The 24431-nt window shown below is 52.8% G+C and carries 28 protein-coding genes and 1 riboswitch; all 28 genes read left to right on the top strand.

The genetic code is table 11. The annotated features are described in order from the left end of the window. The 28 genes from WC317_01170 to amaP all read left to right on the top strand — a co-directional run bounded on the left by WC317_01170 (window position 1) and on the right by amaP (window position 24429). On the top strand, window positions 1-1185 hold the full coding sequence (locus WC317_01170; GenBank protein ID MFA5338742.1) for an aminotransferase class I/II-fold pyridoxal phosphate-dependent enzyme: 1185 nt from the start codon (window positions 1-3) through the stop codon (window positions 1183-1185). 68 nt (window positions 1186-1253) lie between these two features. Continuing rightward, window positions 1254-2381 (top strand): glycosyltransferase, encoded by a 1128-nt coding sequence (locus WC317_01175; GenBank protein MFA5338743.1) that lies wholly within the window; start codon window positions 1254-1256, stop codon window positions 2379-2381. Then, entirely contained in the window at window positions 2366-3220 is an 855-nt protein-coding gene (locus WC317_01180) for a lysophospholipid acyltransferase family protein (GenBank protein MFA5338744.1), read from the top strand. Before WC317_01175 ends, WC317_01180 begins: the two co-directional genes overlap by 16 nt. Further along, window positions 3217-3882 carry a glycosyltransferase family 2 protein gene (locus tag WC317_01185; GenBank protein ID MFA5338745.1) on the top strand — a complete coding sequence of 222 codons (666 nt, stop codon included), beginning with the start codon at window positions 3217-3219 and terminating at the stop codon, window positions 3880-3882. Before WC317_01180 ends, WC317_01185 begins: the two co-directional genes overlap by 4 nt. Window positions 3883-3917: 35 nt before the next feature. After that, window positions 3918-4532, top strand: a complete 615-nt coding sequence (locus tag WC317_01190) for a protein-L-isoaspartate(D-aspartate) O-methyltransferase (GenBank protein ID MFA5338746.1) — start codon at window positions 3918-3920, stop codon at window positions 4530-4532. A gap of 488 nt (window positions 4533-5020) precedes the next feature. Then, complete coding sequence (locus tag WC317_01195; protein MFA5338747.1) at window positions 5021-5515, top strand: hypothetical protein; 495 nt, start codon at window positions 5021-5023, stop codon at window positions 5513-5515. A gap of 12 nt (window positions 5516-5527) precedes the next feature. After that, entirely contained in the window at window positions 5528-5911 is a 384-nt protein-coding gene (locus tag WC317_01200; GenBank protein ID MFA5338748.1) for a hypothetical protein, read from the top strand. 25 nt (window positions 5912-5936) lie between these two features. Then, window positions 5937-6160: riboswitch (cobalamin riboswitch) on the top strand. Between the two features lie 92 nt (window positions 6161-6252). Further along, complete coding sequence (gene cobU, locus WC317_01205; protein ID MFA5338749.1) at window positions 6253-6771, top strand: bifunctional adenosylcobinamide kinase/adenosylcobinamide-phosphate guanylyltransferase; 519 nt, start codon at window positions 6253-6255, stop codon at window positions 6769-6771. Then, the gene (gene cobT / locus WC317_01210) at window positions 6732-7874 is read left to right on the top strand and encodes a nicotinate-nucleotide--dimethylbenzimidazole phosphoribosyltransferase (protein MFA5338750.1); all 1143 of its coding nucleotides are present in this window, start codon (window positions 6732-6734) and stop codon (window positions 7872-7874) included. Before cobU ends, cobT begins: the two co-directional genes overlap by 40 nt. Further along, on the top strand, window positions 7871-8608 hold the full coding sequence (cobS, locus tag WC317_01215) for an adenosylcobinamide-GDP ribazoletransferase (protein MFA5338751.1): 738 nt from the start codon (window positions 7871-7873) through the stop codon (window positions 8606-8608). The genes cobT and cobS overlap by 4 nt, the downstream gene beginning before the upstream one ends. Next, on the top strand, window positions 8605-9435 hold the full coding sequence (locus WC317_01220) for a cobalamin-binding protein (protein MFA5338752.1): 831 nt from the start codon (window positions 8605-8607) through the stop codon (window positions 9433-9435). Before cobS ends, WC317_01220 begins: the two co-directional genes overlap by 4 nt. A 3-nt stretch (window positions 9436-9438) precedes the next feature. After that, window positions 9439-10443: an iron ABC transporter permease gene (locus tag WC317_01225; GenBank protein ID MFA5338753.1), complete on the top strand. Its 1005-nt coding sequence runs from the start codon at window positions 9439-9441 to the stop codon at window positions 10441-10443. Further along, a complete protein-coding gene (locus WC317_01230; GenBank protein MFA5338754.1) occupies window positions 10440-11243 on the top strand; it encodes an ABC transporter ATP-binding protein in 804 nt (267 codons plus the stop codon). Before WC317_01225 ends, WC317_01230 begins: the two co-directional genes overlap by 4 nt. A 4-nt stretch (window positions 11244-11247) precedes the next feature. Then, a complete protein-coding gene (locus WC317_01235; GenBank protein MFA5338755.1) occupies window positions 11248-13071 on the top strand; it encodes a TonB-dependent receptor in 1824 nt (607 codons plus the stop codon). Further along, complete coding sequence (locus WC317_01240; GenBank protein MFA5338756.1) at window positions 13061-13792, top strand: TonB family protein; 732 nt, start codon at window positions 13061-13063, stop codon at window positions 13790-13792. The genes WC317_01235 and WC317_01240 overlap by 11 nt, the downstream gene beginning before the upstream one ends. Before the next feature lie 78 nt (window positions 13793-13870). Continuing rightward, window positions 13871-14059 carry a 30S ribosomal protein S21 gene (gene rpsU / locus WC317_01245; protein ID MFA5338757.1) on the top strand — a complete coding sequence of 63 codons (189 nt, stop codon included), beginning with the start codon at window positions 13871-13873 and terminating at the stop codon, window positions 14057-14059. Between the two features lie 22 nt (window positions 14060-14081). Beyond that, window positions 14082-16736, top strand: coding sequence for a pitrilysin family protein (locus WC317_01250; protein ID MFA5338758.1), 2655 nt, complete (start codon window positions 14082-14084; stop codon window positions 16734-16736). Window position 16737: 1 nt separating this feature from the next. Then, complete coding sequence (gene amrB, locus WC317_01255; protein MFA5338759.1) at window positions 16738-17541, top strand: AmmeMemoRadiSam system protein B; 804 nt, start codon at window positions 16738-16740, stop codon at window positions 17539-17541. Between the two features lie 40 nt (window positions 17542-17581). Further along, window positions 17582-17863: a DUF1844 domain-containing protein gene (locus WC317_01260; GenBank protein ID MFA5338760.1), complete on the top strand. Its 282-nt coding sequence runs from the start codon at window positions 17582-17584 to the stop codon at window positions 17861-17863. Continuing rightward, window positions 17860-18795, top strand: coding sequence for a DNA recombination protein RmuC (locus WC317_01265; protein ID MFA5338761.1), 936 nt, complete (start codon window positions 17860-17862; stop codon window positions 18793-18795). Before WC317_01260 ends, WC317_01265 begins: the two co-directional genes overlap by 4 nt. Continuing rightward, entirely contained in the window at window positions 18782-19756 is a 975-nt protein-coding gene (locus tag WC317_01270; GenBank protein ID MFA5338762.1) for a lysylphosphatidylglycerol synthase transmembrane domain-containing protein, read from the top strand. The genes WC317_01265 and WC317_01270 overlap by 14 nt, the downstream gene beginning before the upstream one ends. Next, window positions 19756-19920 carry a Trm112 family protein gene (locus WC317_01275; GenBank protein ID MFA5338763.1) on the top strand — a complete coding sequence of 55 codons (165 nt, stop codon included), beginning with the start codon at window positions 19756-19758 and terminating at the stop codon, window positions 19918-19920. Before WC317_01270 ends, WC317_01275 begins: the two co-directional genes overlap by 1 nt. Continuing rightward, window positions 19917-20360, top strand: a complete 444-nt coding sequence (gene aroQ / locus WC317_01280) for a type II 3-dehydroquinate dehydratase (protein MFA5338764.1) — start codon at window positions 19917-19919, stop codon at window positions 20358-20360. The genes WC317_01275 and aroQ overlap by 4 nt, the downstream gene beginning before the upstream one ends. 42 nt (window positions 20361-20402) lie before the next feature. Continuing rightward, window positions 20403-21443: a Xaa-Pro peptidase family protein gene (locus WC317_01285; GenBank protein ID MFA5338765.1), complete on the top strand. Its 1041-nt coding sequence runs from the start codon at window positions 20403-20405 to the stop codon at window positions 21441-21443. Then, on the top strand, window positions 21427-21987 hold the full coding sequence (gene efp / locus WC317_01290) for an elongation factor P (GenBank protein MFA5338766.1): 561 nt from the start codon (window positions 21427-21429) through the stop codon (window positions 21985-21987). The genes WC317_01285 and efp overlap by 17 nt, the downstream gene beginning before the upstream one ends. A 19-nt stretch (window positions 21988-22006) precedes the next feature. Next, window positions 22007-22456, top strand: a complete 450-nt coding sequence (gene accB, locus WC317_01295; protein MFA5338767.1) for an acetyl-CoA carboxylase biotin carboxyl carrier protein — start codon at window positions 22007-22009, stop codon at window positions 22454-22456. 3 nt (window positions 22457-22459) lie between these two features. Continuing rightward, window positions 22460-23818 (top strand): acetyl-CoA carboxylase biotin carboxylase subunit, encoded by a 1359-nt coding sequence (gene accC / locus WC317_01300; GenBank protein ID MFA5338768.1) that lies wholly within the window; start codon window positions 22460-22462, stop codon window positions 23816-23818. Next, window positions 23815-24429: an alkaline shock response membrane anchor protein AmaP gene (gene amaP, locus WC317_01305; protein MFA5338769.1), complete on the top strand. Its 615-nt coding sequence runs from the start codon at window positions 23815-23817 to the stop codon at window positions 24427-24429. Before accC ends, amaP begins: the two co-directional genes overlap by 4 nt. Window positions 24430-24431 lie beyond the last annotated feature (2 nt).

Here is a 24431-nt window from a genome sequence, read left to right on the forward strand (position 1 = left end):
ATGCATGAAGCTAACAGGCTTAAAAGGTTACCGCTGTATCTTTTCACTATCCTTGACGAGCTGAAGGAGAAGGCCAAGTCCCAGGGCATGGAGGTCATAGACCTCGGCATGGGCAGTCCTGACCTTCCGCCGGCCCGCCATATAGTGGATGAATTATGCGAGCAGACCAAACACGTCGTCAACCACCGCTATTCCAGGCCTACCGGAGAAGTCGAGAAGGCCTTCAAGAAGGCGATAGCCGATTGGTATAAGACCAAGTTTAACGTGGATCTCGATCCCCGGACCGAAGTATTGCCTCTCATCGGTTCTAAGGAAGGCATCGCGAACTTATGCCTCACGTTCCTCAACAACGACGATATAGCCATAGTGCCGAGCCCGGGATATACCGTTCATTTTAACGGCCCGATCATGGCCGGGGGCATATTATACAGCTTGCCTATAAGCAAGGAGAACGGGTACAAGCCGGACTTAAAGAGCCTCGGCCGGGAGATCACCAGGATGGCCAAGATACTTTTCCTTAGCTATCCGCATAATCCCACCACAGCTGTCGCCGACCTGGCTTATCTTGAAAGCGTCGTCGATTGGGCGAAGGACAAGGATATAATAATAGCTTACGACAACGCCTATTCTGACTTTGTCTTTGAGGGGCCGCCTGCCCCGAGCATACTCCAGGTAAAAGGGGCTAAAGATAAATGCGTGGAGTTCCACACGCTGTCCAAGTCGTATAACATGGCGGGGTGGAGGATAGGCACGGTCGTAGGCAACTCCAACATCATACGCTCCCTTGAAAAGACGAAGAGCTACATAGACTTCGGCCTTTTCCGGCCGATACAATACGCCGCTATAAAGGCGTTGACCGGCCCTCAGGACTGCGTAAAGGAACTCGTTGCTACATATAAGAAGAGAAGGGATGTCTTTGTCGACGGGCTTAACAAGGCCGGTTGGGAGATCGACAAGCCGCAGGGGACTTTTTATGTCTGGGCCCACATCCCTCCCAAGTACAACGCTCTTACATCTATGGAATTTTGCGCGCTTCTGGTCGAGGAAGCGGGCGTCGTATCTTCCCCGGGGACGGGCTTCGGAGAATTCGGAGAAGGTTTCGTGAGGTTCGCCCTCGTGGAACCCGAAGACAAACTTAAGATAGCCGTCGACAGGATAAAGAGACTCCTGGAGAAGAAAGACTAAACGCATTCTTTAAGTTGCCGTACGATACGCCCGCCAGGATAACGGCGGGCGTATTTCATTGGAGGCCTATGTCGGCGAAGAAAAGGGTCCTGTTGCTTTATATCTCGGTCAACTCCGGGCACCAGAAGGCCGCGCTTGCCATCGAGAAGGCGCTGCGGCTTCTGACCCCCGAAGCGGAGATCCTTGCCGTAAACTCCTTCAATTACACGAACCCGCTCGTCGAGAAAGTCATAAACAGGACCTACCTGGGAGTGATAAAGAACAAGCCTGAAGTCTGGGAATATCTCTACGACAACCCGAAGGTCTTCCGGAGCTTGGGGAGATTGCGCGATTTCATACATAAATTCAATTCCGGGAAACTGAAGACCCTCCTCGATGAGTTCAAGCCGGACGTCATCGCCTGCACCCAAGCGTTCCCTTGCGGGATGATCGCGGATTATAAGACGTCATTCGGGTTGAAAGTGCCGCTTATCGGCGTGCTCACCGACTGCTACCCGCATTCCTACTGGTTCTTCGATTCGGTCGATCATTATATCGTCAACTCCGAGGCGGCGACAAAAAGACTGGTCGAACACGGCATCCCCAGGGAAAAGATAAAGGATTACGGCATCCCGATAGACCCGAAATTTACCGAGAAGGCCGATGACGAGGGAGTAAGGAAGAAACTCGGGCTTGATCCGGGATTGCCGACGGTCTTGATAATGGGCGGCAACCAGGGGCTCGGACCGCTCGCGGAACTCGTGAACGAGCTGAACAGGATATCGTGTCCCCTCCAGCTGATCGTCGTGGCCGGAAGCAATAAGCGGCTGTTTGACTGGCTGGAGAGGAGGAAACGGTCTCTAAGGTTCAAGACCGTTGTCTACGGCTATACTACGGAAGTATACGAGCTGATGTCGGTCTCGACGCTAATAGTGACTAAACCGGGCGGACTTACGATATCCGAAGCCCTTTCAAAGGATTTGCCGATCATAATCCTGAACCCGATACCGGGACAGGAGGCCAAGAATACCGAGTATCTGACAAACGAGGGCGCCGCCGTTAAGGCGGACAGCGCTGCAGATGCAGCGTTACTGACGGAAATGCTCCTGGGCAACAGGTCGAAGCTCGAACATATGCGCGGAAACGCCCGGCGGATAGCGAAACCGCGGTCATCAACCGATATAGCGAGGCTTATTCTCGAATGTGCGAACTCCTGATATACAGGTTAGGACAATTCCTGGCGCTGGCCCTGCCGCTTAATGCGGTATACGCTGTCGCGGCCTTCCTGGCGAAGCTGCAGTATTCTTTTTCGCGGAAAGACCGGCTTACAGTATACGGGAACCTGCGCGCCATATTCCCCGATAAAGACGAGGAGGAGATCGCCCGGATCGCGAAAGAAGTATTCGTTAATTTCGCCAAATATCTGGTGGATTTTTTCCGGTTCGAAAAGGTCGACAAGAAGTTCCTTGCCGAAAAGGTAAAGGTCACGGGCCGTGAGAACCTGGACCAATCCCTTAAAGAAGGAAAGGGCGTCATAGCGCTGTCGGCCCACATCGGGAACTACGAACTGGGCGGCGCGGTGATATCGCTTTTAGGTTACCGGTTTAATGCCGTGGCTCTTGACCACGATAACAAGCTGATAAACGATTTTTTCATAGGGCAAAGAGCGCGCACAGGCGTACAGGTCATATCCCTCAGATCGGCCTTGAGGAGCTGTTTCGAGGCGCTGGACAGGGGAGAGGTACTCGCTTTACTGGGTGACAGGGATTTTTCAAATCACGGCATAGTCACCAATTTTTTCGGGAAGAGGACGATGATCCCGAAGGGCCCGGCTGCCTTTTCCGTTAAGATCGGGGTCCCTATCGTGCCCGGCTTTTTGCTCAGGATGCCGGATGATACCTTCGAGCTGATATTCGATAGACCCATATCATACCGCGCCATCGGGAACCGCGAAGCGGATGAAAAGAAAGTCACCGGCCTTTGCGTAAAGGTCATCGAGGATTATATAAGAAGATATCCGTCGCAATGGTATATGTTCAGGAGGTTCTGGCTGTGAGAGGTTTCGTAATAATTCCCGCGTTTAATGAGGAGATGCGTATCGGACATATCGTGGGAGAGGCCAAAGCCAAGGGCCTCGATTGCATAGTGATAGACGACGGCTCAGCCGATAAGACCAAAGAAGAGGCAAAGGATGCAGGCGCCGATGTCATCTGCCATACGAAGAACCTCGGCAAGGGTGTGTCGCTGAGGGATGGTTTCAAGAAAGCCCTGGAAAAAGGCTGCGATTTTGTGATAACGATGGACGGCGACGGACAACACCACCCGGGCGAGCTGGAAGGTTTCGTCAGGGCAGCCGAAAAAAGCGGCGCGGCCGTTATCCTCGGGAACAGGATGGGCGATCCTAAAGGCATGCCGCTCAAAAGAAAGCTCACCAATTGGGTGATGTCGAGCTTCATCTCCCTGATCGCCGGCCAGAGGATGCCGGATACGCAGTGCGGGTACAGGCTCATAAGGGCGGAAGTCCTGAAAGCCGTGCCTCTTACCACAGATAAATACGAGATAGAGTCGGAGCTCCTGATAGGCGCCTCGAAGGCGGGTTTCAAGATCGAATCAATTCCCATAAAGTCCATCTATGGGGGAGAGAAGAGCCAGATACACCCGTTCGTAGATACCATCCGTTTCTTATCCTTCATAATAAAAACGGCCTTCAAAAAATGAAAGAGCGGGACGACGACTTAATCCTCAGGAATGAAATGGTCGAAGGTCAGCTGATACCGCGCGGGATAATGGATGCGGCGGTCTTGACTGCCATGAGGAAAGTCCCGCGCCACCTTTTTACTTCCGGTAAAAGCCTCGAAAACTCCTATGCCGATTATCCTCTGCCTGTAGGCGAGGGCCAGACGATCTCCCAGCCCTATATGGTCGCCCTGATGACGCAATGTCTCGAGCTTAAAGGCGGGGGAAAAGTGCTTGAGATAGGGACCGGCTCGGGTTACCAGGCGGCGATATTGCGGGAGATAGCCGCGGAAGTCTATTCGGTCGAGCGGTATGACACATTGGCGCAAAAGGCGCGGGAGCTCCTGGACGGGCTCGGTTATAAGGATATAAAAATAAAAGTAGGCGACGGCACCGAAGGGTGGGACGAATTTGCCCCCTATGACGGGATAATCGTTACCGCCGGAGCGCCGTCGGTCCCCGCGCCTCTCGTTGAGCAGTTAGCCGAGGGAGGGATAATGGTGATCCCGGTCGGCGGGGCGTTCAGCCAGGAACTCCTGCTCATCAGGAAAAATCAGGGCGAGATAACGCAGGAAATCATCTGCGGCTGCACCTTTGTGCCGCTTGTGGGCAAATACGGGTGGCAGGAATAAGCCACGAACGGCGACTTGTCCTCTCCGGGTCGCTGGCTCGCCCCTGCGAGTCTCGCTGCGCTTGGGGAAATTCTCGCTCTCCCTCGCTGTCGCTCGGGATCCGTGCCCGCTCGAATTTCCCAATCCCTCCGAGGACAAAGGTCGCCGTTCTTGACATACTTCCTGCGGCTTTTGTGCTTGAAGTAGGCGATTTAAGCGTTATAATGATACCAGGGTAGTACAAAAACCCGTAAACTACGAATTCGTGTATTATATGTTAGAATGGGGGGAATAATCAGGGACGATTCCAATGGTAAAGCCAGAGGTGTCCCTGACGGCGGAGAGAGACACTTGATATGACGACCGGGCAATCTGGCGAGCGAAGAGGCGATTTATGCCGCAGTCCCGCCGTTGCGGGACGAGGAATAAAGAAAGCCCGAGCGAGCCGATTGACTGGGAGTTAGGTAGATGGAGAATGAAACGTCCCCAATAAACCTAGGGAGGGAAAAATGAAAAGTGTAATAGTGGCGGTAATAACGGTAATAGGCTGTTTGTTGTCGGGTAGCCTGCTGGCAGACGAGGTCTCTGCTGTAGCATCGGTCGATTTAAATCAGATCCAGAATGAAGTCGGATACCAACGACTTGTATTTATGGACGCGAACGATGAAGTTAAGGCTGAGATGCTAAAGCTGCGGAAAGCGCTCGATCAAGCACTCATTGAGTGTGTAAGAGAAAATGACGATGGCAAGTTAGCGATCCTTCAAACGAAGATCCAGTCCATGAATAACAAGCTCAACACCATACGGAATACAATGAGCTACAGGAACTCTGATCACAGGAGGGCCCTGACAAAGTTTATTAAGAGTCGATATTCCGGAAAATACGCGCTGGTCATCGACGCTCAAATGGCTAGAAATAACAGCCAGGTAATCATTTGGGATGCTCCAAGGATGACCGATCTAACCGATGAGATCATCCAAGAGCTGGATCGAGAGTTACCCTAGAAGGAGGCGACAATGCCGGCTAATATCAGGATTATCCGCGCGCAGGAGTTCATAAAGGCGAACCCGGAAGGACAGCTCAATCTCGACGAGTCCAGGAAAATGCTTATTGAGATCGCGTCAGCCTCGGCCCCTTTGACCGAATACGACATAATCCTGGACACTCGAAAGACGCAGTCAAAAATGTCCGAAGCCGACCTTTGGTTTCTGGCGTCTGAACTCACCAACTACTTTAGTAAGGCTTTTTCCCGGACTCAAAAGACGGCAGTTCTTTGTCCGCTTGATCAGTTTGACAACGCAAAGTTCTTCGCGCTCTGCGCCAAAAACAGAGGCTTCCAAGTCAAGGCATTCACTTCTTTCGAGGAAGCATACGAATGGCTGATTGCGGATAGGACCTGACGCCTGCCGTTAAATATTTTTGCTTGCTTTTTGTTTTTCATCGTGTTAACATAACACTGCTTTAAGCGCGGGAAGCCCGTGAAATACGGGCACGGCCCCGCCACTGTAACCCCGCACCTTACTGACAAGTAAGGTAGCGCCTTAGACTACCGAAAGAATATTCTTTCGGAAAAGACCACTGTTAAAAACGGGAAGGTTTAGTTTAAGGTGCGGGGGAGTCAGGATATCGCGCTTAGGGTTTTCAAATTCCTTCGAGGGTGAGGAGAATTTTTTTATTACCTCATTCCAACAAAGGGATGAGGTTTTTTTATTTGCGAAACACAAGTTCCCGGAGGGGGAAAATGTCTGAATTGGTATTGGTAACCGGAGGCGTCCGGTCCGGCAAGTCTTCTTACGCGCAAACGATCGCCGCGGCATCAGGCGCGAAGGTCTTCTATATCGCGACAGCCGAAGCGCTGGATGTCGATATGAAGAAGAGGATAGGCGCTCACAAAAGGTCCCGCTCCAAATCCTGGGCCACCGTAGAAGAGCCCATCCGTCTAGTTAAAGCGATCGATTCACTGCCCGCGGAGAATATTACCGTAATACTCGATTGCCTCACCCTTTTCATCTCAAATCTCATCCACAAAGGCCTGACTGACGCGCAGGTATATTCTGAAATAAAGAAAATAATAATTGCCCTGCGGAAGAAGGCCGGGCTTTCCATAATAGTCACTAACGAAGTCGGAAGCGGCATCGTCCCCGAGAACAGGCTCTCCCGCAGGTTCAGGGACCTGCAGGGGCGGGTAAACCAGATAACCGCCAAGGAGGCGGACAGGGTATGTCTATTGGTGTCAGGAATACCGTTACAGGTAAAGTAAAGATCGATGAGGTCGTAAAGGCGATCGGGCCAGTTGATGCCGTCTATTACGCCAAGGCGCAGGCCAGGCTCGATACTTTGACGAAGCCGAAGGGAAGCCTGGGCCGGCTCGAGGAGATAGCCGCGCGCGTTGTCGCGATAACCGGGAACCTGAGGCCCTCGGTAAAGAATAAAGTGATATTCACGATGGCCGGTGACCACGGGATATGTGAGGAGGGCGTCAGCGCCTATCCGCAGGAGGTCACCCCGCAGATGGTCTACAATTTCCTGAGGGGCGGCGCCGGGATAAATGTCCTGGCCAGGGACGCCGGGGCTGAAGTCATCGTCGTAGATATGGGAGTGAAGGGGAAGATAAAAGCGGATAAATCGCCTAATTTTAAGGATAAAAAAGTAAACCACGGGACGAAGAATTTCGCCAAAGTCCCCGCGATGACAAGGGAAGAAGCCCTGAAGTCGATAACCGGCGGGATAGAAGCGTTCAATGAGGCCTATGCCGAAGAAAAGATCGAGCTCGCCGGCGTCGGGGATATGGGGATAGGGAACACCACTTCCTCGAGCGCGATAGTCGCCGCAGTCACAGGCGAAGATATCGCCCTGGTGACAGGCAGGGGGACAGGCATAGACGACACCTCTTACGCCCGTAAGATCGATGCCATAAAGAAAGGCCTGTCTTTGCATAAGCCCGACCCGAAAGACCCCATAGACATCCTTTACAAAGTGGGCGGATTCGAGATAGGCGGGATAGCGGGCGTGATATTAGCCGCCGCATCGAAGAAGGTGCCTGTCGCGGTAGACGGTTTCATTGCTTCCTGCGGCGCCCTGATAGCGTTTGAGATCTGTCCTGCCGTAAAAGATTATATCTTCTTCGCGCACCAATCTGTTGAGGCGGGGCAGTCGGCCATTTTAAGGCGCATCGGCCAGAGGCCGTTGTTGAATCTCGATATGCGTCTCGGGGAAGGGACAGGCGCGGCGCTCGCGATGGGCATAATCGAGGCGTCCGTTAAGATATTGAACGAGATGGCGACATTCGGCGAAGCGGGAGTTTCGGAGGAAAGCGACCCCATCAATCACTCTCTGGGGAGTGGTGAGCGAAGCGAACCATGAAAAGTTTTCTTATTGCGCTGCAGTTCCTGACGTCTATACCCGTAAAGGTAAAAGGCGAGATAGCCGACAAAGACCTTGCCGGCTCGATGGCCTATTTCCCGCTGGTCGGGCTTTTAGCAGGCGCCCTTCTCGCGCTGTCATACAATATCCTGATCCCGTTCTTGCCGCACGCGGCCGTATGCGCTTTCATAATGATAATAAACGTCATTATATCCGGCGGGCTGCACATAGACGGTTTCGTAGATACCTTCGACGCGATAGCCAGCGGCGCCGACAGGAAGAGGATGCTGGAGATAATGAAAGAAGGCAGGCCCGGAGCGGTCGGGCTCGCCTCTGTCGTACTTTTGTTTATCGCGGAATACTCGCTTCTTATCTCGCTTCCTAAAGGGGCGATCGAGGGGGCATTGATAGCGATGGCGGTTTTAAGCAGGACATCGTTCGTCGCTTCAAGCGCGCTCTATCCTTACGCGAGAGATACGGACGGCTTGGGAAAGAAATTCTCCGGGCGCTTGGAAAAAAGGAATATCGCGGCCGCGTTTCTCACCGCGGCAATAGCCTTCTTCCTTATATTCGGGTTAAAAACGTTCGTCTTTATACCCGCGGCATGCTGCGTCATTTTGGCGTTTGACATTTATTTTTTCAGGAAATTCGGAGGGATAACAGGGGACACGATGGGCGCGCTGGGGGAGATAATGGAGATAACGGCTCTCGCGCTTGCCGTAGCATTGATATGAGAAAGATCATTATCGTGACGTTTATGCTTCTTTTTATCTGCCGGCATGCCGCAGCGGGACAGATGAGGATCATATCTATCGCGCCGGCCACTACTGAGATCGCCTGCGCCCTGGGCCTGGAGGATAATCTCGTCGCGGTCTCCACTTATTGCGATTATCCGCCGGAGGTGAAGAGCAAGGAGAAGATAGGCTCTTTCAGTGAACCTAATATAGAGAAGATACTCATCCTTAAGCCTGATATCATCCTCGCCACAGGCCTGGAACAGGCGCAGGCCGTAGGGAAATTGAAAACATTAGGGCTCCGGGTAATGGTCTCAGACCCGAAGAATTTCCGGGAGTTGTATGATTCTATCCTCGCGATAGGCAAAGCGTGCGGGAAAGACGCTGAGGCGGTTTCATTGATAAGTAAAATGAAGAAGACCGTATCGGCTGTCTCGGCAAAGGCCGCCCTGGTAGATCCGGATAAACGGCCGAAGGTGTATTTCGAGATATGGCACGACCCGATCATGACCGCGGGCAAAGGGTCCTTTATAGACGAGATGATAACGGTCGCCGGCGGTGTCAATATAACTTACGACGCGCCGAGGCCGTTCTCGCAGTTCAGCCCCGAATTGATCGTCAAGCGCGACCCTGACGTGATAATACTCGGCTATATGGTAAAGGGAGAAGGTGCGGCAGAGTCTCTTTCGAAGAGGTTCGGCTGGGACAAGATAACGGCAGTAAGAAAAAACAGGGTCTATGATAATATCGAGCCGAATATCCTCTTCAGGCCCGGGCCGCGGCTTGCGGATGCCGTTGTCCAATTGAACGAAAGGTTCTACAGGTAACCTATGGAAGTGCGCCAGGCATCACAGATATCAAGGAAGAGGGGACATAAGGCCTTCATTATCGCGGCCGCGATATTGGTCGCGGTCGCCGCGGTCTCGGTCTATTTCGGCGCGGCAAAGGTCGGTTTTCTCTCCGCGCTTACCGATATGGACAAGCGCATACTCGGACTCAGGGCCGGAAGGATATTGCTCGCGTTGACCGTCGGCGGCGGGCTCTCGGTGGCAGGCGTTATATTGCAGGGGCTTATGCGTAATCCTTTATGCGAGCCGTATGTCCTCGGCATCTCGAGCGGCGCGGCGCTTGGCGCGGTAATCTCGACTATCTTATTAGGCATGCAGCATTTCCTGGGTTTAAGCGCCCTTCCTGTCTGGGCTTTCCTGGGAGCGGTCGCCGCGTTCTTTATTGTATACAGGATATCAGAGGTCAACGGGAGGATACCGATACAGAACCTCTTGTTGACCGGCGTCATAGTCGGGGCTGTGCTTTCGTCTGTCGTGATCTTCCTCGTATCGTTCTCGGAGAAGGAGTACCTGCACAGCGTAATATGGTGGCTTCTCGGCAACCTCCAGATATTCGATATGAACCTGCTTCTGTCGGTGATGATAATAGTCATCACGGCGGTCATCCTCGCGGCCCTTAATTCGAGGGAGCTTAACGCCATCTCCCTCGGGGAAGAGGAGGCGGCGCACCTCGGGGTCGATATCGAGAAGACGAAAAAACGATTGTTCATCATAGCGTCGGTCATCACCGGCGCAGCGGTATCCGCGGCAGGCATGATCGGTTTCGTCGGGCTGATAGTGCCCCATTTTGTCAGGTTGGTGATAGGGGCCAACCACAGGGCTGTCATACCCGTCTCGTTTGTCGCAGGCGGCGCGTTCCTTATCTTCTGCGATCTTATCGCCAGGATGGTGATGCTTCCGGCCGAGGTGCCGGTAGGCGTTATAACGGCTTTATGCGGCGGGCCGTTCTTTTTGTATTTATTGAGGAAGAGGTCGAGGGCCAGATGACGCTTCTTAAGGCCGAGTCGGTAACAGGTGGTTATGGCAGAGAGCCGGTCATAAAAGATATCTCCTTCTCTGCCGCAAGCGGCAAGTTTATCGGGATCATCGGCCCGAACGGCGCGGGGAAGACGACATTTTTGAGGATGTTAAGCCGGGTCCTGCATCCGTCAGCAGGCAGGGTGGCCATCGACGGCAAAGATATATACAGGATGCCAATGAAGGAGTTCGCGGCGTCCGCGGCGTTCGTCGCCTCGGAGTCAGGCGTCATCTTCCCGTTCACGTGCCTGGAGATAGTGATGATGGGCAGGTTCCCGTATCTCCATCCCCTAAGGGGCGAATCCGAGAAAGACCTTGAGGCGGTCCGGCGCGCGATAGAGATGACCGACTGCTCCGCGTTCGTATCCCGCCAGATAGACCAGCTCAGCGCGGGCGAGAGGCAGAGGATATTCATCGCCAGGGCGCTTGCCCAGGAGCCGCGGCTGATATTCCTCGATGAGCCGACATCGCATCTAGACATATCGCACCAGGTCCAGATACTCGACCTGATAAAGGACTTGAGCGAGCGCGGGGGTATCACCATCGTCGCGGTCTTCCACGACCTCAACCTGGCGTCGGAATATTGCGACACGCTGATGCTTATGGACGGCGGACGCGTTGCCGCTCTCGGCGAGCCGAAAGAAGTCATCAGCTATGAATTGATAGAGAAGGTATACAAGACCGTTGTTGTCGTTAGAGAAAATCCCGTCAGCGGCAAGCCGTATGTCCTGCTCGCGCCGAGGATAAAGAAAACAGGAAAGGGAATTTAATACCATGTTTTTCGCGAAGATCATCCCGGCGGTTTTATCCGTCCTCATATTCATCCCGTCAGCCCGAGGAGAGGAGACGGCGAACGTCGAACTTGAAAAGATAGTGGTCACGCCGCTCGGCACAGAGCAGAGTTACGGCACAGTCTCCCGGAGCATGGATATTATAGATAAATACGACCTTTCGGAGGTCCATTATGATAATGTCTCAGAGCCGGTAGGCAGGCTCACTTCATCCCAATCCATAGATTACGGGTCGGAAGGCGCCCTCAAAACGATCAGGCTGCGCGGTTCCAGCGCCGAGCAGGTGCTGATCATGATAGATTCCAGGCCGATCACCGATTCGAGGACCGGCCAGGCCGAACTCCACGCTATCCCGGTCGATTCGGTCGAGAAGATCGAGGTCATCAAGGGGCCTGCCTCCGCGGTATACGGCTCAAGCGCGATAGGGGGCGTGGTCAATATAATAACAAAAAAGCCCTCTAAAAAACCCAAGACCGTCATAGAGTCGAGTTTCGGCAACAACCAGACTCTCCATGATTCGCTCTCGACATCCGCGACGATAAATAATTTCGGATATTATTTTAACTATTCATACGATTCGACGCACGGCAACAGGGATAACTCGGAATACCGCTCGCATAACTGGACGGGAAGGTTCGATTACGAGGTCGGAGAGGACAACAGGATATTTTTCAACACCGGCTATTTCCAGGATAAAGGCGGGGCGCCGGGGTCTATCTTCCTGCCGGCACTCGACGATTTCCAGCTTAATTACAAAAATTATTTCGACCTCGGCTGGAGGGCAAAATTGTTCGAGGAGAGCGAGATAAGCGTAAGAGCCTACCAGAACAACGACAAGCTCATATTCATAAATTCGACAACCCCGTTCTCCAGCGACGCCGCAAGCGGCCGCACGCAGGGGATGATCGCCCAGTATTCCCAGAAGTTCTTCGATTGTTACAAGGTGATCGCGGGCTTCGACGGGAAGATGAACCGGGTGGACGCTACTCTCGTCGGGAAACACAAGAATATCGTGCGTTCGCCGTTCGTGCAGAACGAGGTCTCTATCGGGAAGGATCTCGAGATGAATTTCGGGTTCAGGGATGACGATTATTCAAATTTCAAGGGGACGGTCTCGCCCAGCGCCGGCGCCGCGTATAAAATAGGCGAATATTCTAAGATCAGGGTCAATTACGCGAAAGGGTTCCGCGCGCCGTCATTCAACGACCTCTATTGGCCGTTCGACGGGTTCACGCAGGGCAATCCCAACCTCAGGCCCGAGAAATCCTGGTCGTGGGAAGGCGGGTTCGACCTCGGCTATAAGAGCGGCCTCCAATTGAGCGCGACATATTTCACAAATAAGCTGAAGGACCTGATAGACTGGGCGCCCGGTGACGATTTCGTCTGGAGGCCTTCCAATATCTCCTCGGCGAAGATTGACGGGGTCGAGTTCAAGACCTTGGTACCTTTGACCAAAAGCCTGAAATTCGATTTCGGGTACAGTTACCTGAACGCGATGGACGTTGACCTCGACAGGTACCTGATCTACAGGGCGAAGAACAAGTTCGACATGGGCCTGACGCTGGAATACGGCAAATGGGACGTGAGGTTTTACGGCGAGTCGCTCGGCAGGAGGTATACAGATACCGCAAACACCGCTTTCCTGAAGAAGAATTTCGTCGCATACCTCGATGCCTCCTATAAGATAAACAATAATTTGACTACTTTCGTTTCTATTGATAATATATTCAACAGGAGTTACCAGTTGGCGCTTGGTTACCCGATGCCGGGTTTCGCGATAAACGGGGGTGTAAGGGGTGAATTTTGATTACGCTGTGGAGAAGGACAACAAACTTTTAATAGCGCTGATCTTCTCCGCCGTCATCCACATATTATTATTGTGCAATTGGCCTGTCTACCGGAATTTCTTTACGGATAGGATGCGTTCCGGAGACGTCGAGGTGACGTATCTTAAGTCCAGGGAGCAGCCGGTAGTCACGCAACAGCAGGCGCCGTCGAGAAAATCGGAACCTTTGCCCGAGCCGTCGCCGCCGCAAAAACTGGTCTCCGCGGAACTTCCGAAAGCGGCCCCGGAAGCGAAGAAGAGCGAACCCAAGGTCCTGAAGGGAGAACTTCCTTCCGCGCCGCCGAAAAAAAGCCCGGCGGCAGAGCAGGCCTCCAGGATCGTCATAAAACAACCCCTCGTGCCGAAGATCGAGACGACCGCTTCTGTCGACGCGTCTGTTGAGGCGCGCGGGCTTAGCCTTATACCGCCTTCTTACTCGCAGGTCGTCAGGGACAGGATAATAGATAATATCGATACCAGGAGGACGGGAGGGGAGGGCGACGTATATGTGCGTTTTGTCATCACTTCTTCCGGGACGTTAAAAGAGATCAGCATAATCGATGAAAAATCCAGCGACGACGGGGTCCTGAGGGCGGCCGCTTTCCAGGCGGTCAAGGATTCCTCGCCTTTTCCCGTTTTCCCGGAAAACGTCCGGCTCCCGGAGGTGGTCTTCACCTGCCAGATCAGTTTTGCCCGCAAGTAACCCAATTTTTCTTGACAACATTATAACCGTCTGTTATATTGGAACTAACGAAAATCCACAAGAAAGGGATGATAACTAATGCCTATGGTAGAAGTCGGCCAAAACGAGCCTTTGGAAAAGGCCCTGAGGCGGCTTAAAAAGAAGATCGAAAGAGAAGGGATCTTAAAAGCTATAAGGGCGCGCAAACATTACGAGAAGCCAAGCGTCAAGAAGAAGAGAAAGCAGATGGAGGCGCTCAAGAATAAGAGAAAGAGATTCAGTTTTTAGGCTCTTTTAAGAGCGTGACATCATGAGAATTTTATATCTTTTCATACTGCTGTGTCTTATAGCCACAGCAGTTTTTATATTCCACCCGGCCGTCACTCCTCGGTACCAATACGAAGACTCGGTCCACAGCCATATCCTGGATAACGGGATGGCTGTCATAACCAAGAGCGCCCATAAGGTCCCTCTCGCGGCGGTCCGTCTTGTCATAAAAGCCGGCTCGGCGACCGAAGGCAAATTTTCCGGGAGCGGAATATCCCATTTCGTCGAGCATATGCTCTTCAAGGGGACAGCCGGCCTGCCGGTCGGCGAGATAGAAAGACGCATAAAATCCTTCGGCGGATATATAAACGCCCAGACCTCCCACGATACCACCGAAGTCTACCTCATCGTCAAGAGCGAATACCTCGATAAAGCGCTTTCGCTCCTGTCTGATTTCGTATTTAACGCTTCTTTCGAAGAATCGGAGTTCGTAAAGGAGAAGGACGTGATCCTGAACGAGATAAGGATGGGCCGGGACGAACCGTCAAGAAGGGCCTCATACCTGTTATGGGAGGCCGCTTATCTCGTCCATCCATACAGGTATCCGGTCATCGGATACGAGGACCTCTTCAGGCAGATAAGCAGGGAAGACCTCGTGGAATACCACAAGTCGAAATATACCCCGGACAATTGTGTCCTTTCCGTCGTCGGAGATATAGATGAAGCCGACGCCCTCCTGGCGTGCGAAAATACTTTAGGTAAGCTTCCGCGCAGGGCCGTCGCCGGACCGCTAAAGCCGGCCGAGCCCCTGCAGATGTCGGTCAGGAGGGCCGATGCGCAGATAGAAGGGCTTAAGCTCTCCTACCTCCTGATAGCTTTTCACACCACAAGCCTCGCCGATAAAGACTTGTATCCCCTGGACCTTTTGGCCGCCGCGCTGGGGCAGGGGGAAAGCTCAAGGTTATATAACATTCTCGTCAAAGAGAAGAAACTGGCATATGCGGTGTCGTCGTCTAATTATACGCCTTCCGACCCGGGGCTGTTCATAGTTTCCATGAGGCTTGAGGAGGGAAATATAGACGCCGCCTTGAAAGAGGTGCGCGCCGAAATAAAAAGGATAAAGGCGCATTCCCTGCGCGGCAGGGAGCTGGAAAAGGTCAAAAGGTCGGTCCTGACCGATTATATATACGGCAAGGAATCTATCGGGGCGCAAGCGAATGATTACGCCTCGGGTTACGCCTCTACCGGGGACTATAATTTTTCACGGAAATATATAGACGGCCTGGGCGCAGTGAAGCCGGCCGGGATCTCGAAGGCGGCGGCGAAATATTTGAATGATGAGAATATGACTGTTGTCACTCTCGTCCCGAAGAAGGGCGCGCCTGTCTTGGAACCGGAGGCGGGGACGCCGAAGAAAGAATTCGATGTCCGTAAAGTCGTGCTGCAAAACGGCGCGGTCGTGCTTTTTGACGTCGACCGTTCACTTCCTGTCGTTTCGATGAGCGTCGTTTTTAAGGGTGGCGTGAGGGCCGAAGACGAGAAGACGAACGGGATATCGCGCCTATTCTCCGACGTCCTGGTGAAAGGCACGTCGTCGCGCTCGGCCGAATGGCTCTCCGAGACGACCGAGTCGCGCGGAATACTGTTCGGGGGTTTCAGCGGCAAGAATTCATTCGGCATATCGTTGAAATGCCTTAAAGAAGATTTCGGCCTTTCCCTTGATATCGTTTCGGATATCCTGAAGAACGCGGCTTTCCCGGAAAAAGAGCTGAAGATATCGAAAGAGCAGCAACTCGCCGCTGTAAGGTCGCGGGAGGACGATATCTTCGCCGTGGCCTCAAAGGAATTGATCAAGACGATATTCATATCCCATCCCTACGGGATGCCTGACCTGGGTGAAAAGGGATCAGTCTCGGCCCTGACCAGGGCAGACCTCCTGGATTATCACAAACGTTATATAGTTCCAGGGAACATGGTCGTTTCCGTATTCGGGGACATAGACGCGGCGACGCAGAAGAGGGTAGAAGATGCATTCGGAAGCCTTAAAAAAACCGCCTTTAAAGATATAGTGACGATAAGCGAGCAGGAACAGCTGGCGCCGCGCAAGGACGTAAAAGAGATGAATAAGGAACAGGCGGTCCTTATGCTCGGCTACCCCGGCGTTGACGTCAAGAACCCGGACAGGTATGCCCTGGACGTGATAAATTCGATACTTAGCCGCGAAGGCGGAAGGCTTTATAGGGACATAAGGGAGAAGCTCGGGCTCTCGTATACGCTGGGTTCTTTCTCCGTATTCGGGCTCGACCCGGGTTACAACGCGTTTTATGTGGCGACCACCCCTAAAAATATCCCGGACGCCAGGAACATAATATTAGGCCATATCAGGTCCCTGAAGGCCGAGGGGCCGACCCAGGAGGAGATGGAGCTCGCGAAGAGCGACCTCCTTGGCGGGTATTTCCGTGGGATCGAGGTCAATTCCGACGTCGCCCTTAAGGCCGCGTTGGATGAACTTTACGGCATAGGTTACGACGACGTTTTCAAATATCCCGAAATGATAAAAGCGGTGGACGCGCAGGAAGTCATGAGGGTCGCTAAGCGGTATTTTATCGATTCCAGGCTCAATGAAGTGATGATCCTTCCCGTTGCCGGACCGGCGAAAGCCAAAAGTCAGCCGTTAAGCGGGGCCGGGGTAAGATAAGATGATCAGAAATCCTGCCGTATCCGGTCAGTTCTACCCGGGCACAAAGGCGGGCCTCAGCGAAGAGATAGAAAAATACATAATCAGGGACGCCGGAAAGATAAAGGCGATCGGCGTCGTCTCTCCCCACGCGGGATATATGTATTCGGGAGCGGTTGCCGGGGCGACATTATCGTCGGTGGAATTGGCCGGGACGTGTGTTGTGATGGGCCCTAACCATACCGGCAGAGGAAGGCCTTTCTCTATAATGACTGAAGGCGTATGGAAGCTGCCTTCCGGGGATTGCGAGATAGATGAAATTCTCGCCAAGGCCATCCTGTCGAATTCAAGGCATCTGGAAGAAGATGAGGATGCCCACAGGGACGAGCATTCGGTAGAGGTCCAGATACCGTTTTTGCAGGCCCTTAAAGAGGATGTGAAAATAGTCCCGCTTGTGCTGGCCGATGCCGGGCTTGAGGTCTACAGGGATATCGGCCGGGCCGTCGCGGTATCGATAAAAAAGAGCGGCCGTCCGGCGACTGTCATCGCGAGCTCGGACATGACCCATTACGAACCGCTCGAGGCCGCAAAAGAGAAAGACAGCAAGGCGATCGAGGCGATCATCGCCCTCGACGAAGAGGCGCTCGTCGGAGCGATAAGGAGATACCGCATCTCGATGTGCGGTTACGCCCCGGTCTGCGTCATGCTCGCGGCCGCGAAGGAGTTGGGCGCGAAGAAGGCCAAACTCATCAAATACCAGACCAGCGGGGAAGCCTCCGGAGATTATGAAGCCGTCGTAGGCTACGGCGGGATAATCGTCTATTAACCGTTGAAGAGCGTTTAAAATAGGAGTAATATAGGCCGTTATGGAATCCCAGAACAAGATGGGCAGCGCAGGACCCGGATACGAACCGAGCTTCAACATATTTTTGACCAGCCTCGGGATGCAAGCGATGATATTCCTCGGTGAGATGCCCAACCCGGTCAATAATGAGACCAAGGTAGAGCTCGAGCGGGCGAAATATATGATAGATACCATCGCGATGATAAAAGAAAAGACCCAGGGCAACCTCTCCGTCGAGGAACAGAAACTTATAGACGATATACTCTACGGGTTAAGGCTTAAATACGCGGAGAAGAGCAAGTGACGTTGACGGTCCTCATCATAATATTTTCGGCGATCGCTTTGGCGTCTATGGTGATATCCCTATATCTTTTTACGAAACTGCGCCATCTCCCTAAAGATATATCCGCCGGCGTGACCGGCGCGATGCAGGCCACTACCGGCGCGATAGGAGATATGAACAGGAGCCTCGGCGAGATAAAGACCAGGGGAGAGCGCCTCGAGGAGTTCGGGAAGGCGATAAACGAAATAGGCAGCCTGCTCAAGCCTCCGCAGATGCGCGGTATGACAGGCGAGGTGCTCCTTGAGAAGATGCTCTCGGACATGCTCCCGTCCGGAAATTACCAGATGAAATATTCGTTCCGGTCCGGCGACCAGGTCGACGCGATCATAAAATTCCGCGAGTTCATCCTTCCCATCGACTCGAAGTTCCCGCTGGACAGCTTCAGGCGGATGCTCGAATGCGAGTCCGAGGACGATAAGCGCAGGTGTTTCAGGGAATTCGTCCAGGCCGTCAAGAAGCAGGTGGACAATATAGCGAGAAAATATATCGCGCCGAACGAGAAGACCTTCGAATTCGCGCTCATGTATGTCCCGTCGGAGAGCGTATATTACGAGGCGATAGTGCGGGACAAGCAATTCGGGGAGGAGACATCACTCCTCTCGTACGCGACCAAGAACAGGGTATATATAGTCTCGCCGTCCACGCTCTACCCGTATATCTCGACGATAGTCCACGGCCTGAAGGCGTTCAAGATAGAGGAGAACGCCAAGCAGATCCTCGAGAGGATAGGCTCGCTCAGGAAGGATTTCGAGGATTTCAAGACGGTATTCGATATAGTAGGCGCGCATTTGAGCGACGCCCATAAGAAGTATATGTCCGACGCGGCGCACAAATTAGCCAAGGTCGAAGCGGACCTCTCGTCGCTCGAGCTGAGGCATAATGATGAAAAATAAGTTATCCATCCTCCTCAGGGCGTCCGTAAGCCTGGTCCTGGTCGGCGTCCTGGTCTGGGTCTTCAGGAAAGACATACCCGGCATATACGCCGTTTTGAAGAGCGTAAGCCCTTATTATTACCTGGCGGCGGTATTATTCAATATAGCCGCCGTGGTGGTGGTCTCGGAAAGGCTTCGCATAATCCTCGGCGTGCAAAAGCTTAAACTCAGCCTGGGCGAGGCGGTATATCTTAGCTTTATAGGGAACTTTTTCAACAATTTCCTTCCCACGTCGATAGGGGGGGATCTCGTCAAGGCCTATTACGCCACAAAGAAGAGCGAGAGGAAGCTCGAATCTTTTTCCGCGGTCTTCTTCGACAGGTTCTTCGGCTTCTTGTCGATCGGGCTGCTGGCTTTTCTCGGCGTCCTGCTCATGAACGGCCGTATCAAGGACCCACAGATCTTTTGGGGCTGCCTGGTCTTTTCGGTGGTCGTGCTGGTGACCTTCATCCTCTTCCTTAATAAATCTATAACTAAGGCCATATTCTCCAGGCTGCTGCATTTTCCCGCCTTCCAGAAAGATTCGAAATTGCGCAAATTATACAACGCCCTCAATGCCTATAAGGAGCATAAGTTCATCATCGCGAAAGTCGTCCTGATATCCCTGGCGGCGCAAGTCCTCTCCGTAGTATTATTATATTGTATAGTCAGGGGCATCTCCCAGGACATAGCCTTCCTTAACCTTCTTTTGGTGATGCCGCTCGTTTCGGTCGCCTCGATGATACCTTCGATAAACGGCCTGGGGGTAAGGGAAGGCGCCTTTGTCATCTTTTTGGGTGAGTTTATAAGCAAAGAGAGCGCGGCGGCGGTTTCAGTATTGTATTTAGGGATCATCCTGATAACGAGTTTTATAGGAGGAGTACTCTACCTTTTTTCAGGGAAGCTTTATAAAGTACCGATAAAGATAAAGGAGTTCGTTTGATGGACGAAAAACTTATTAAGATCCTCGCGTGCCCTAAGTGTAAGTCCGGCGTGGAATTCAGGGATGATAAGATAATTTGCAAAAATCCCGAATGTGGGTTAAAATATCCTGTGAAAGACGGGATCCCTGTGATGCTGATCGAGGAGGCCGAAAAGCAAAGATGAAGAAAATACTCGTAATACATGGTCCTAACCTTGACCTGCTCGGACAACGCGAGCCCGGAGTATACGGGAAGGTCACTCTCAAGCAGATAGACGGGGAATTACGGAAGATCGCGAAATCCGAGAAGGTCGCCCTTGAGACATTCCAGTCCAACCACGAAGGCGAGATAGTAGAGAAGATAGGGAAGGCGAAGGGTAAATTCGACTGCATACTTATAAATCCCGCCGCTTACACCCATACCTCGGTCGCGATAAGGGACGCGATCTCCGCGGTCTCGATACCTGTGGTGGAAGTCCACCTTTCGAACATCTACGCCCGGGAAGAGTTCCGGCATACCTCGCTTATATCCCCAGTCGCCGTAGGCCAGGTCAGCGGTTTCGGCCTCGACAGCTACAGGCTCGGCCTTAAAGCCGCGATAGAGATAGCCAAGAAAAAGAAATAACAAGGACCCGACTTGACCCCATATCATAAGCGCCAAAAAAAGTTGTCCGCCATTTTGCGCCGCCAGGCCATAGACTCGTTTTTTGTCAGCAAGCCGGAGAATGTCCGCTACCTGAGCGGATACGGCGGCGACGATGCCTACCTTTTGTTCGCAAAGTCCAAAAAGTACTTCATTACCGATTCGCGATACTACCTGCAGGCAAAAAAGGATGTGAAAGGTTTTAGGATAATCATCGCTAAAGTGCCGGTCTCCCAGCTCCTGGCGGAGATCTCGGCAAAGTCAAAGGCCGGGAAGACGGCTTTTGAAGCGGGACAACTGCCTTATGCGGCCTATAAACGTATAGCCGGGAAACTTGCGGAGAAGGGGATAGGATTCCTGCCGCTCGAAGGCGCGGTAGAGGGATTAAGGCAGGTGAAAGACGCGCCGGAGATAGCCCTTATCAGGGATTCGATAGCCATACTAGAGAACGCGGTCCTGTATTTCGAGTCTATCCTGAAGCCGGGACTAAGCGAGAATGACCTCGCTTCCAAGACAGAGTATTTCATCAGGGCCGCGAGCGGGGAGTGGGCCTCTTTTGAGATAATAGTCGCCTCGGGCAAGAACAGCGCGTTCCCCCACGCCAGGCCGAGCGACCGTATAATAAAGCCTAACGATATGGTTTTATTGGACTTAGGTGTGAGCTATGAAGGCTACAAATCCGACTTGACACGGGTATTCTTTTTGGGTAAAATTAATACCAAGCAGAAGAAGATTTACGGCATAGTAAAAGAGGCGCAGAGACGCTCAGTCAAGGCTATCAAGCCCGGCGCGAAGATATCTGAGATAGATGGAATTGCGCGGGGCTTTATTAACGCTAAGGGATTCGGAAGCGGATTCGGCCATGCCCTTGGCCACGGCATAGGGCTTGAGGTCCACGAGAGCCCGTCCGTCTCCAGCAGGAACCACGCAGAGATCAAACCGGGAATGGTATTCACAATAGAGCCAGCCATCTACCTGCCTGATTGGGGCGGTATACGGATAGAGGATATGGTACTGGTCACAAAGAAAGGGTGCGAGGTATTGACAGATGATATCGACAAGTGATATTAAAAACGGCTTAACGGTCAAAATAGACGGAGAAATTTTTCAAGTCATAGAGTTCCAGCACGTGAAACCCGGCAAGGGCGGAGCTTTTGTAAAAACGAAGTTGCGCAGCTTGTCTTCCGGAAATGTCCTGCCCAGGACGTTCCGTTCGGGTGATAAGCTCGAGGACGCGTTCATCGAATATAAAAAACTCCAGTTCAGCTACGTCGCCGGCGATGAGTACCACTTCATGGAAGAAAAGACCTTTGAGCAGTTCCAGATGACCTCCAAACAGCTGGGCGACGTCACCCATTACCTGAAAGAGAACATGGTGGTCAACGCATCTTTCTACGAAGGTAAGTTGATGAGCGTAGAAGCCCCCATGTTCGTCGAGCTGGCCGTAGTGGAAGCCGATCCCGGCCTCAAGGGAGATACGGCCAAGAGCGGCACAAAAGCGGTAAAACTCGAGACCGGGTATTCCATACAAGTCCCGTTATTCGTAAATACAGGCGACGTCCTAAAGATAGATACCCGCACAGGCGATTACGTCGAGAGAGCCAAATAAAAGCCCAAAGGGGGATAAGATGAACGTAAAAGAACTCAAAGAAATGATAGCCCTGATGAACGAGAACGGCCTGACCGAAATAGAGATCGAGAGGGAGGGCCAGAGGATCAGGCTGAAGAAAGGATTTTCAGGCGCGCCCGAAGTGACCCAGGAGGGAGTATTTATCCAGCCCCAGCAGGGCCCTATCCTGGCCGTGCCGCATAAAGAACCGGAGCCTGTGAAATCAAACCTCATAGAGATAAAAGCTCCTATGGTAGGGACCTTTTACAGGTCGCCCGCGCCTGACGCGCCTTCGTTCGTCGAGGAAGGCAGCATGATAGAGCCCGGGCAGGTGATATGCATCGTCGAAGCGATGAAGCTCATGAACGAGATAAAGTCGGAAGTCAAAGGCAAGGTCGTCAACATCCTCGTTGAGAACGCCCAGCCCGTCGAATTCGGCCACGTGCTCTTCCTTATCGAGCCCGCATAAAAAATGTTCTCAAAAATATTGATAGCCAACCGCGGAGAAGTCGCCCTGAGGATCATAAGGGCGTGCAAGGACATGGGGATAAAGTCCGTCGCCGTATATTCCGAGGCGGATAAAGACTCCCTCCATGTGAAATTTGCCGACGAAGCCATCTGCATAGGCGCCGCGGCGCCGGCAGGCAGTTACCTTAACATACCCAGTATAATAAGCGCCGCTGAGATATCCGATGTCGAGGCGATACATCCCGGATACGGGTTCCTGGCCGAGAACGCCCATTTCGCCGAAGTCTGCGAATCCTGCAATATTAAATTTATAGGCCCTACGCCTGAAGCCATGCGCCTCATGGGCGACAAGATGGCGGCAAAAGATACAATGAGGAAGGCCGGGCTTCCTATCATACCCGGCAGTTTGTCGATAGTGAAAGAAAAGGAAGAGGCCCTCAGGGTCGCGCATAAATTGCAGTACCCGGTCATCGTAAAGGCCGCCGCAGGCGGCGGCGGGCGCGGGATGCGTATCGCGCACAACGACGTCAGGCTCGTCAGCGTCCTGATGACCTGCCAGACCGAAGCCGAGGCCGCGTTCGGTAATCCGGCGGTATATATCGAGAAGTATGTTTCCAACCCGAGGCATGTGGAGTTCCAGATAGTCGCGGATAAATACGGCCACATCGTCCATCTGGGCGAGAGGGACTGCACGATACAGAGGCGCCACCAGAAGCTGCTCGAGGAATCCCCTTCGCCGGCGGTCGACCCCAAACTCAGGAAGAAGATGGGCGACGCCGCGGTGAAAGGCGCGAAGGCGGGGAATTACACGAATGTCGGGACGATAGAATTCCTCCTCGATGAAAACGATAATTATTATTTCATGGAGATGAATACGAGGATCCAGGTCGAGCATCCGGTCACCGAGATGGTCACCGGTATAGACCTCGTAAAGGAGCAGATAAAGATCGCGGCCGGAGAGAGGCTCTCCTACAGCCAGGATGACATCAAATTCAGCGGCCACGCTATCGAATGCCGCATAAACGCCGAGGACGCCGACAATAACTTCATGCCATGCCCGGGTAAAGTCACGTTCTTCCATGCGCCGGGCGGGCCGGGTGTCCGCGTCGATTCGCACGTCTACCAGGGATATACTATACCGCCTTTTTACGATTCGATGATAGCCAAGGTTATAACTTACGGGAAGAACAGGTCCGAGGCGATACAGGTGATGCAGAGGGCCCTCTCGGAATTCACCATCGAGCCGATCAAGACGACGATAGATTTCCACAAGCGCCTCACCGCAGATCCCGCGTTCCTTCGCGGTGAGGTCACGACCGAATTCATAGAGAAGAAGATGTCAGACAAGGAGGCAGCGCAATGAAAATATTGAACAGGTTAACGATGATGTTTTTCCTGATAGTCTTTATCACGATCGGCCTCTTCCTCATTGCCGTATCCATAAGGTCCGTGGAGAGCGAACCGATAATGAACGCGCTCGACTCGATCAATGCCTCTACGACTTTGCGGATCGGGGTGGGAGCGGTCGGTTTTCTTCTCATCGTGATATCATGGGCGAGCTACCAGTTTACGGTCGCGCGCATCCAGAGGCAGAAGAACATAGCGTTCAATAATCCCGACGGCCAGGTCTCCATCTCGCTTTCGGCGATAGAGGAGTTCATAAGGAAGATAGGTTCGTCCCTTCCAGAGGTCAAGGAGATGAAGTCGGATTGCATAGCGACCAAGAAGGGCATCGATATATCCACTAAGGTCATATTCTGGGCCGACGCGAACATCCCCGAGTCCACGGAAAAGATACAGGGCCTCGTGAAGTCGAAGATACAGGAGATGCTCGGCATAGACGAGCCGATCATAATAAAGATACACGTCACAAAGATAGCGACCCGTCCCGACGCCAAACCCGTTGCGAAGAAGGGTAAGGATAAGGACGATGTTAGCCTTCCGTTCGGCGGGTTCGATTACAGGAACGAATAAAA

It is taken from the genome of Candidatus Omnitrophota bacterium (assembly GCA_041653595.1).
Lineage (GTDB): Bacteria > Omnitrophota > Gorgyraeia > Pluralincolimonadales > Pluralincolimonadaceae > Pluralincolimonas.

Bases quoted from the DNA above. Each gene is read 5' to 3' on its own strand.
- WC317_01170 (MFA5338742.1), top strand. From the start codon at position 1: ATGCATGAAGCTAACAGGCTTAAAAGGTTACCGCTGTATCTTTTCACT.
- WC317_01275 (MFA5338763.1), top strand. From the start codon at position 19,756: ATGGACGAAAAACTTATTAAGATCCTCGCGTGCCCTAAGTGTAAGTCC.
- WC317_01225 (MFA5338753.1), top strand. From the start codon at position 9,439: ATGGAAGTGCGCCAGGCATCACAGATATCAAGGAAGAGGGGACATAAG.
- WC317_01230 (MFA5338754.1), top strand. From the start codon at position 10,440: ATGACGCTTCTTAAGGCCGAGTCGGTAACAGGTGGTTATGGCAGAGAG.
- WC317_01235 (MFA5338755.1), top strand. From the start codon at position 11,248: ATGTTTTTCGCGAAGATCATCCCGGCGGTTTTATCCGTCCTCATATTC.
- efp (MFA5338766.1), top strand. From the start codon at position 21,427: ATGATATCGACAAGTGATATTAAAAACGGCTTAACGGTCAAAATAGAC.
- WC317_01175 (MFA5338743.1), top strand. From the start codon at position 1,254: ATGTCGGCGAAGAAAAGGGTCCTGTTGCTTTATATCTCGGTCAACTCC.
- cobU (MFA5338749.1), top strand. From the start codon at position 6,253: ATGTCTGAATTGGTATTGGTAACCGGAGGCGTCCGGTCCGGCAAGTCT.
- accB (MFA5338767.1), top strand. From the start codon at position 22,007: ATGAACGTAAAAGAACTCAAAGAAATGATAGCCCTGATGAACGAGAAC.
- cobT (MFA5338750.1), top strand. From the start codon at position 6,732: ATGTCTATTGGTGTCAGGAATACCGTTACAGGTAAAGTAAAGATCGAT.
- WC317_01260 (MFA5338760.1), top strand. From the start codon at position 17,582: ATGGAATCCCAGAACAAGATGGGCAGCGCAGGACCCGGATACGAACCG.
- WC317_01250 (MFA5338758.1), top strand. From the start codon at position 14,082: ATGAGAATTTTATATCTTTTCATACTGCTGTGTCTTATAGCCACAGCA.
- WC317_01200 (MFA5338748.1), top strand. From the start codon at position 5,528: ATGCCGGCTAATATCAGGATTATCCGCGCGCAGGAGTTCATAAAGGCG.
- cobS (MFA5338751.1), top strand. From the start codon at position 7,871: ATGAAAAGTTTTCTTATTGCGCTGCAGTTCCTGACGTCTATACCCGTA.
- WC317_01190 (MFA5338746.1), top strand. From the start codon at position 3,918: ATGGTCGAAGGTCAGCTGATACCGCGCGGGATAATGGATGCGGCGGTC.
- aroQ (MFA5338764.1), top strand. From the start codon at position 19,917: ATGAAGAAAATACTCGTAATACATGGTCCTAACCTTGACCTGCTCGGA.
- WC317_01180 (MFA5338744.1), top strand. From the start codon at position 2,366: ATGTGCGAACTCCTGATATACAGGTTAGGACAATTCCTGGCGCTGGCC.
- amrB (MFA5338759.1), top strand. From the start codon at position 16,738: ATGATCAGAAATCCTGCCGTATCCGGTCAGTTCTACCCGGGCACAAAG.
- accC (MFA5338768.1), top strand. From the start codon at position 22,460: ATGTTCTCAAAAATATTGATAGCCAACCGCGGAGAAGTCGCCCTGAGG.
- WC317_01195 (MFA5338747.1), top strand. From the start codon at position 5,021: ATGAAAAGTGTAATAGTGGCGGTAATAACGGTAATAGGCTGTTTGTTG.
- rpsU (MFA5338757.1), top strand. From the start codon at position 13,871: ATGCCTATGGTAGAAGTCGGCCAAAACGAGCCTTTGGAAAAGGCCCTG.
- amaP (MFA5338769.1), top strand. From the start codon at position 23,815: ATGAAAATATTGAACAGGTTAACGATGATGTTTTTCCTGATAGTCTTT.
- WC317_01270 (MFA5338762.1), top strand. From the start codon at position 18,782: ATGATGAAAAATAAGTTATCCATCCTCCTCAGGGCGTCCGTAAGCCTG.
- WC317_01220 (MFA5338752.1), top strand. From the start codon at position 8,605: ATGAGAAAGATCATTATCGTGACGTTTATGCTTCTTTTTATCTGCCGG.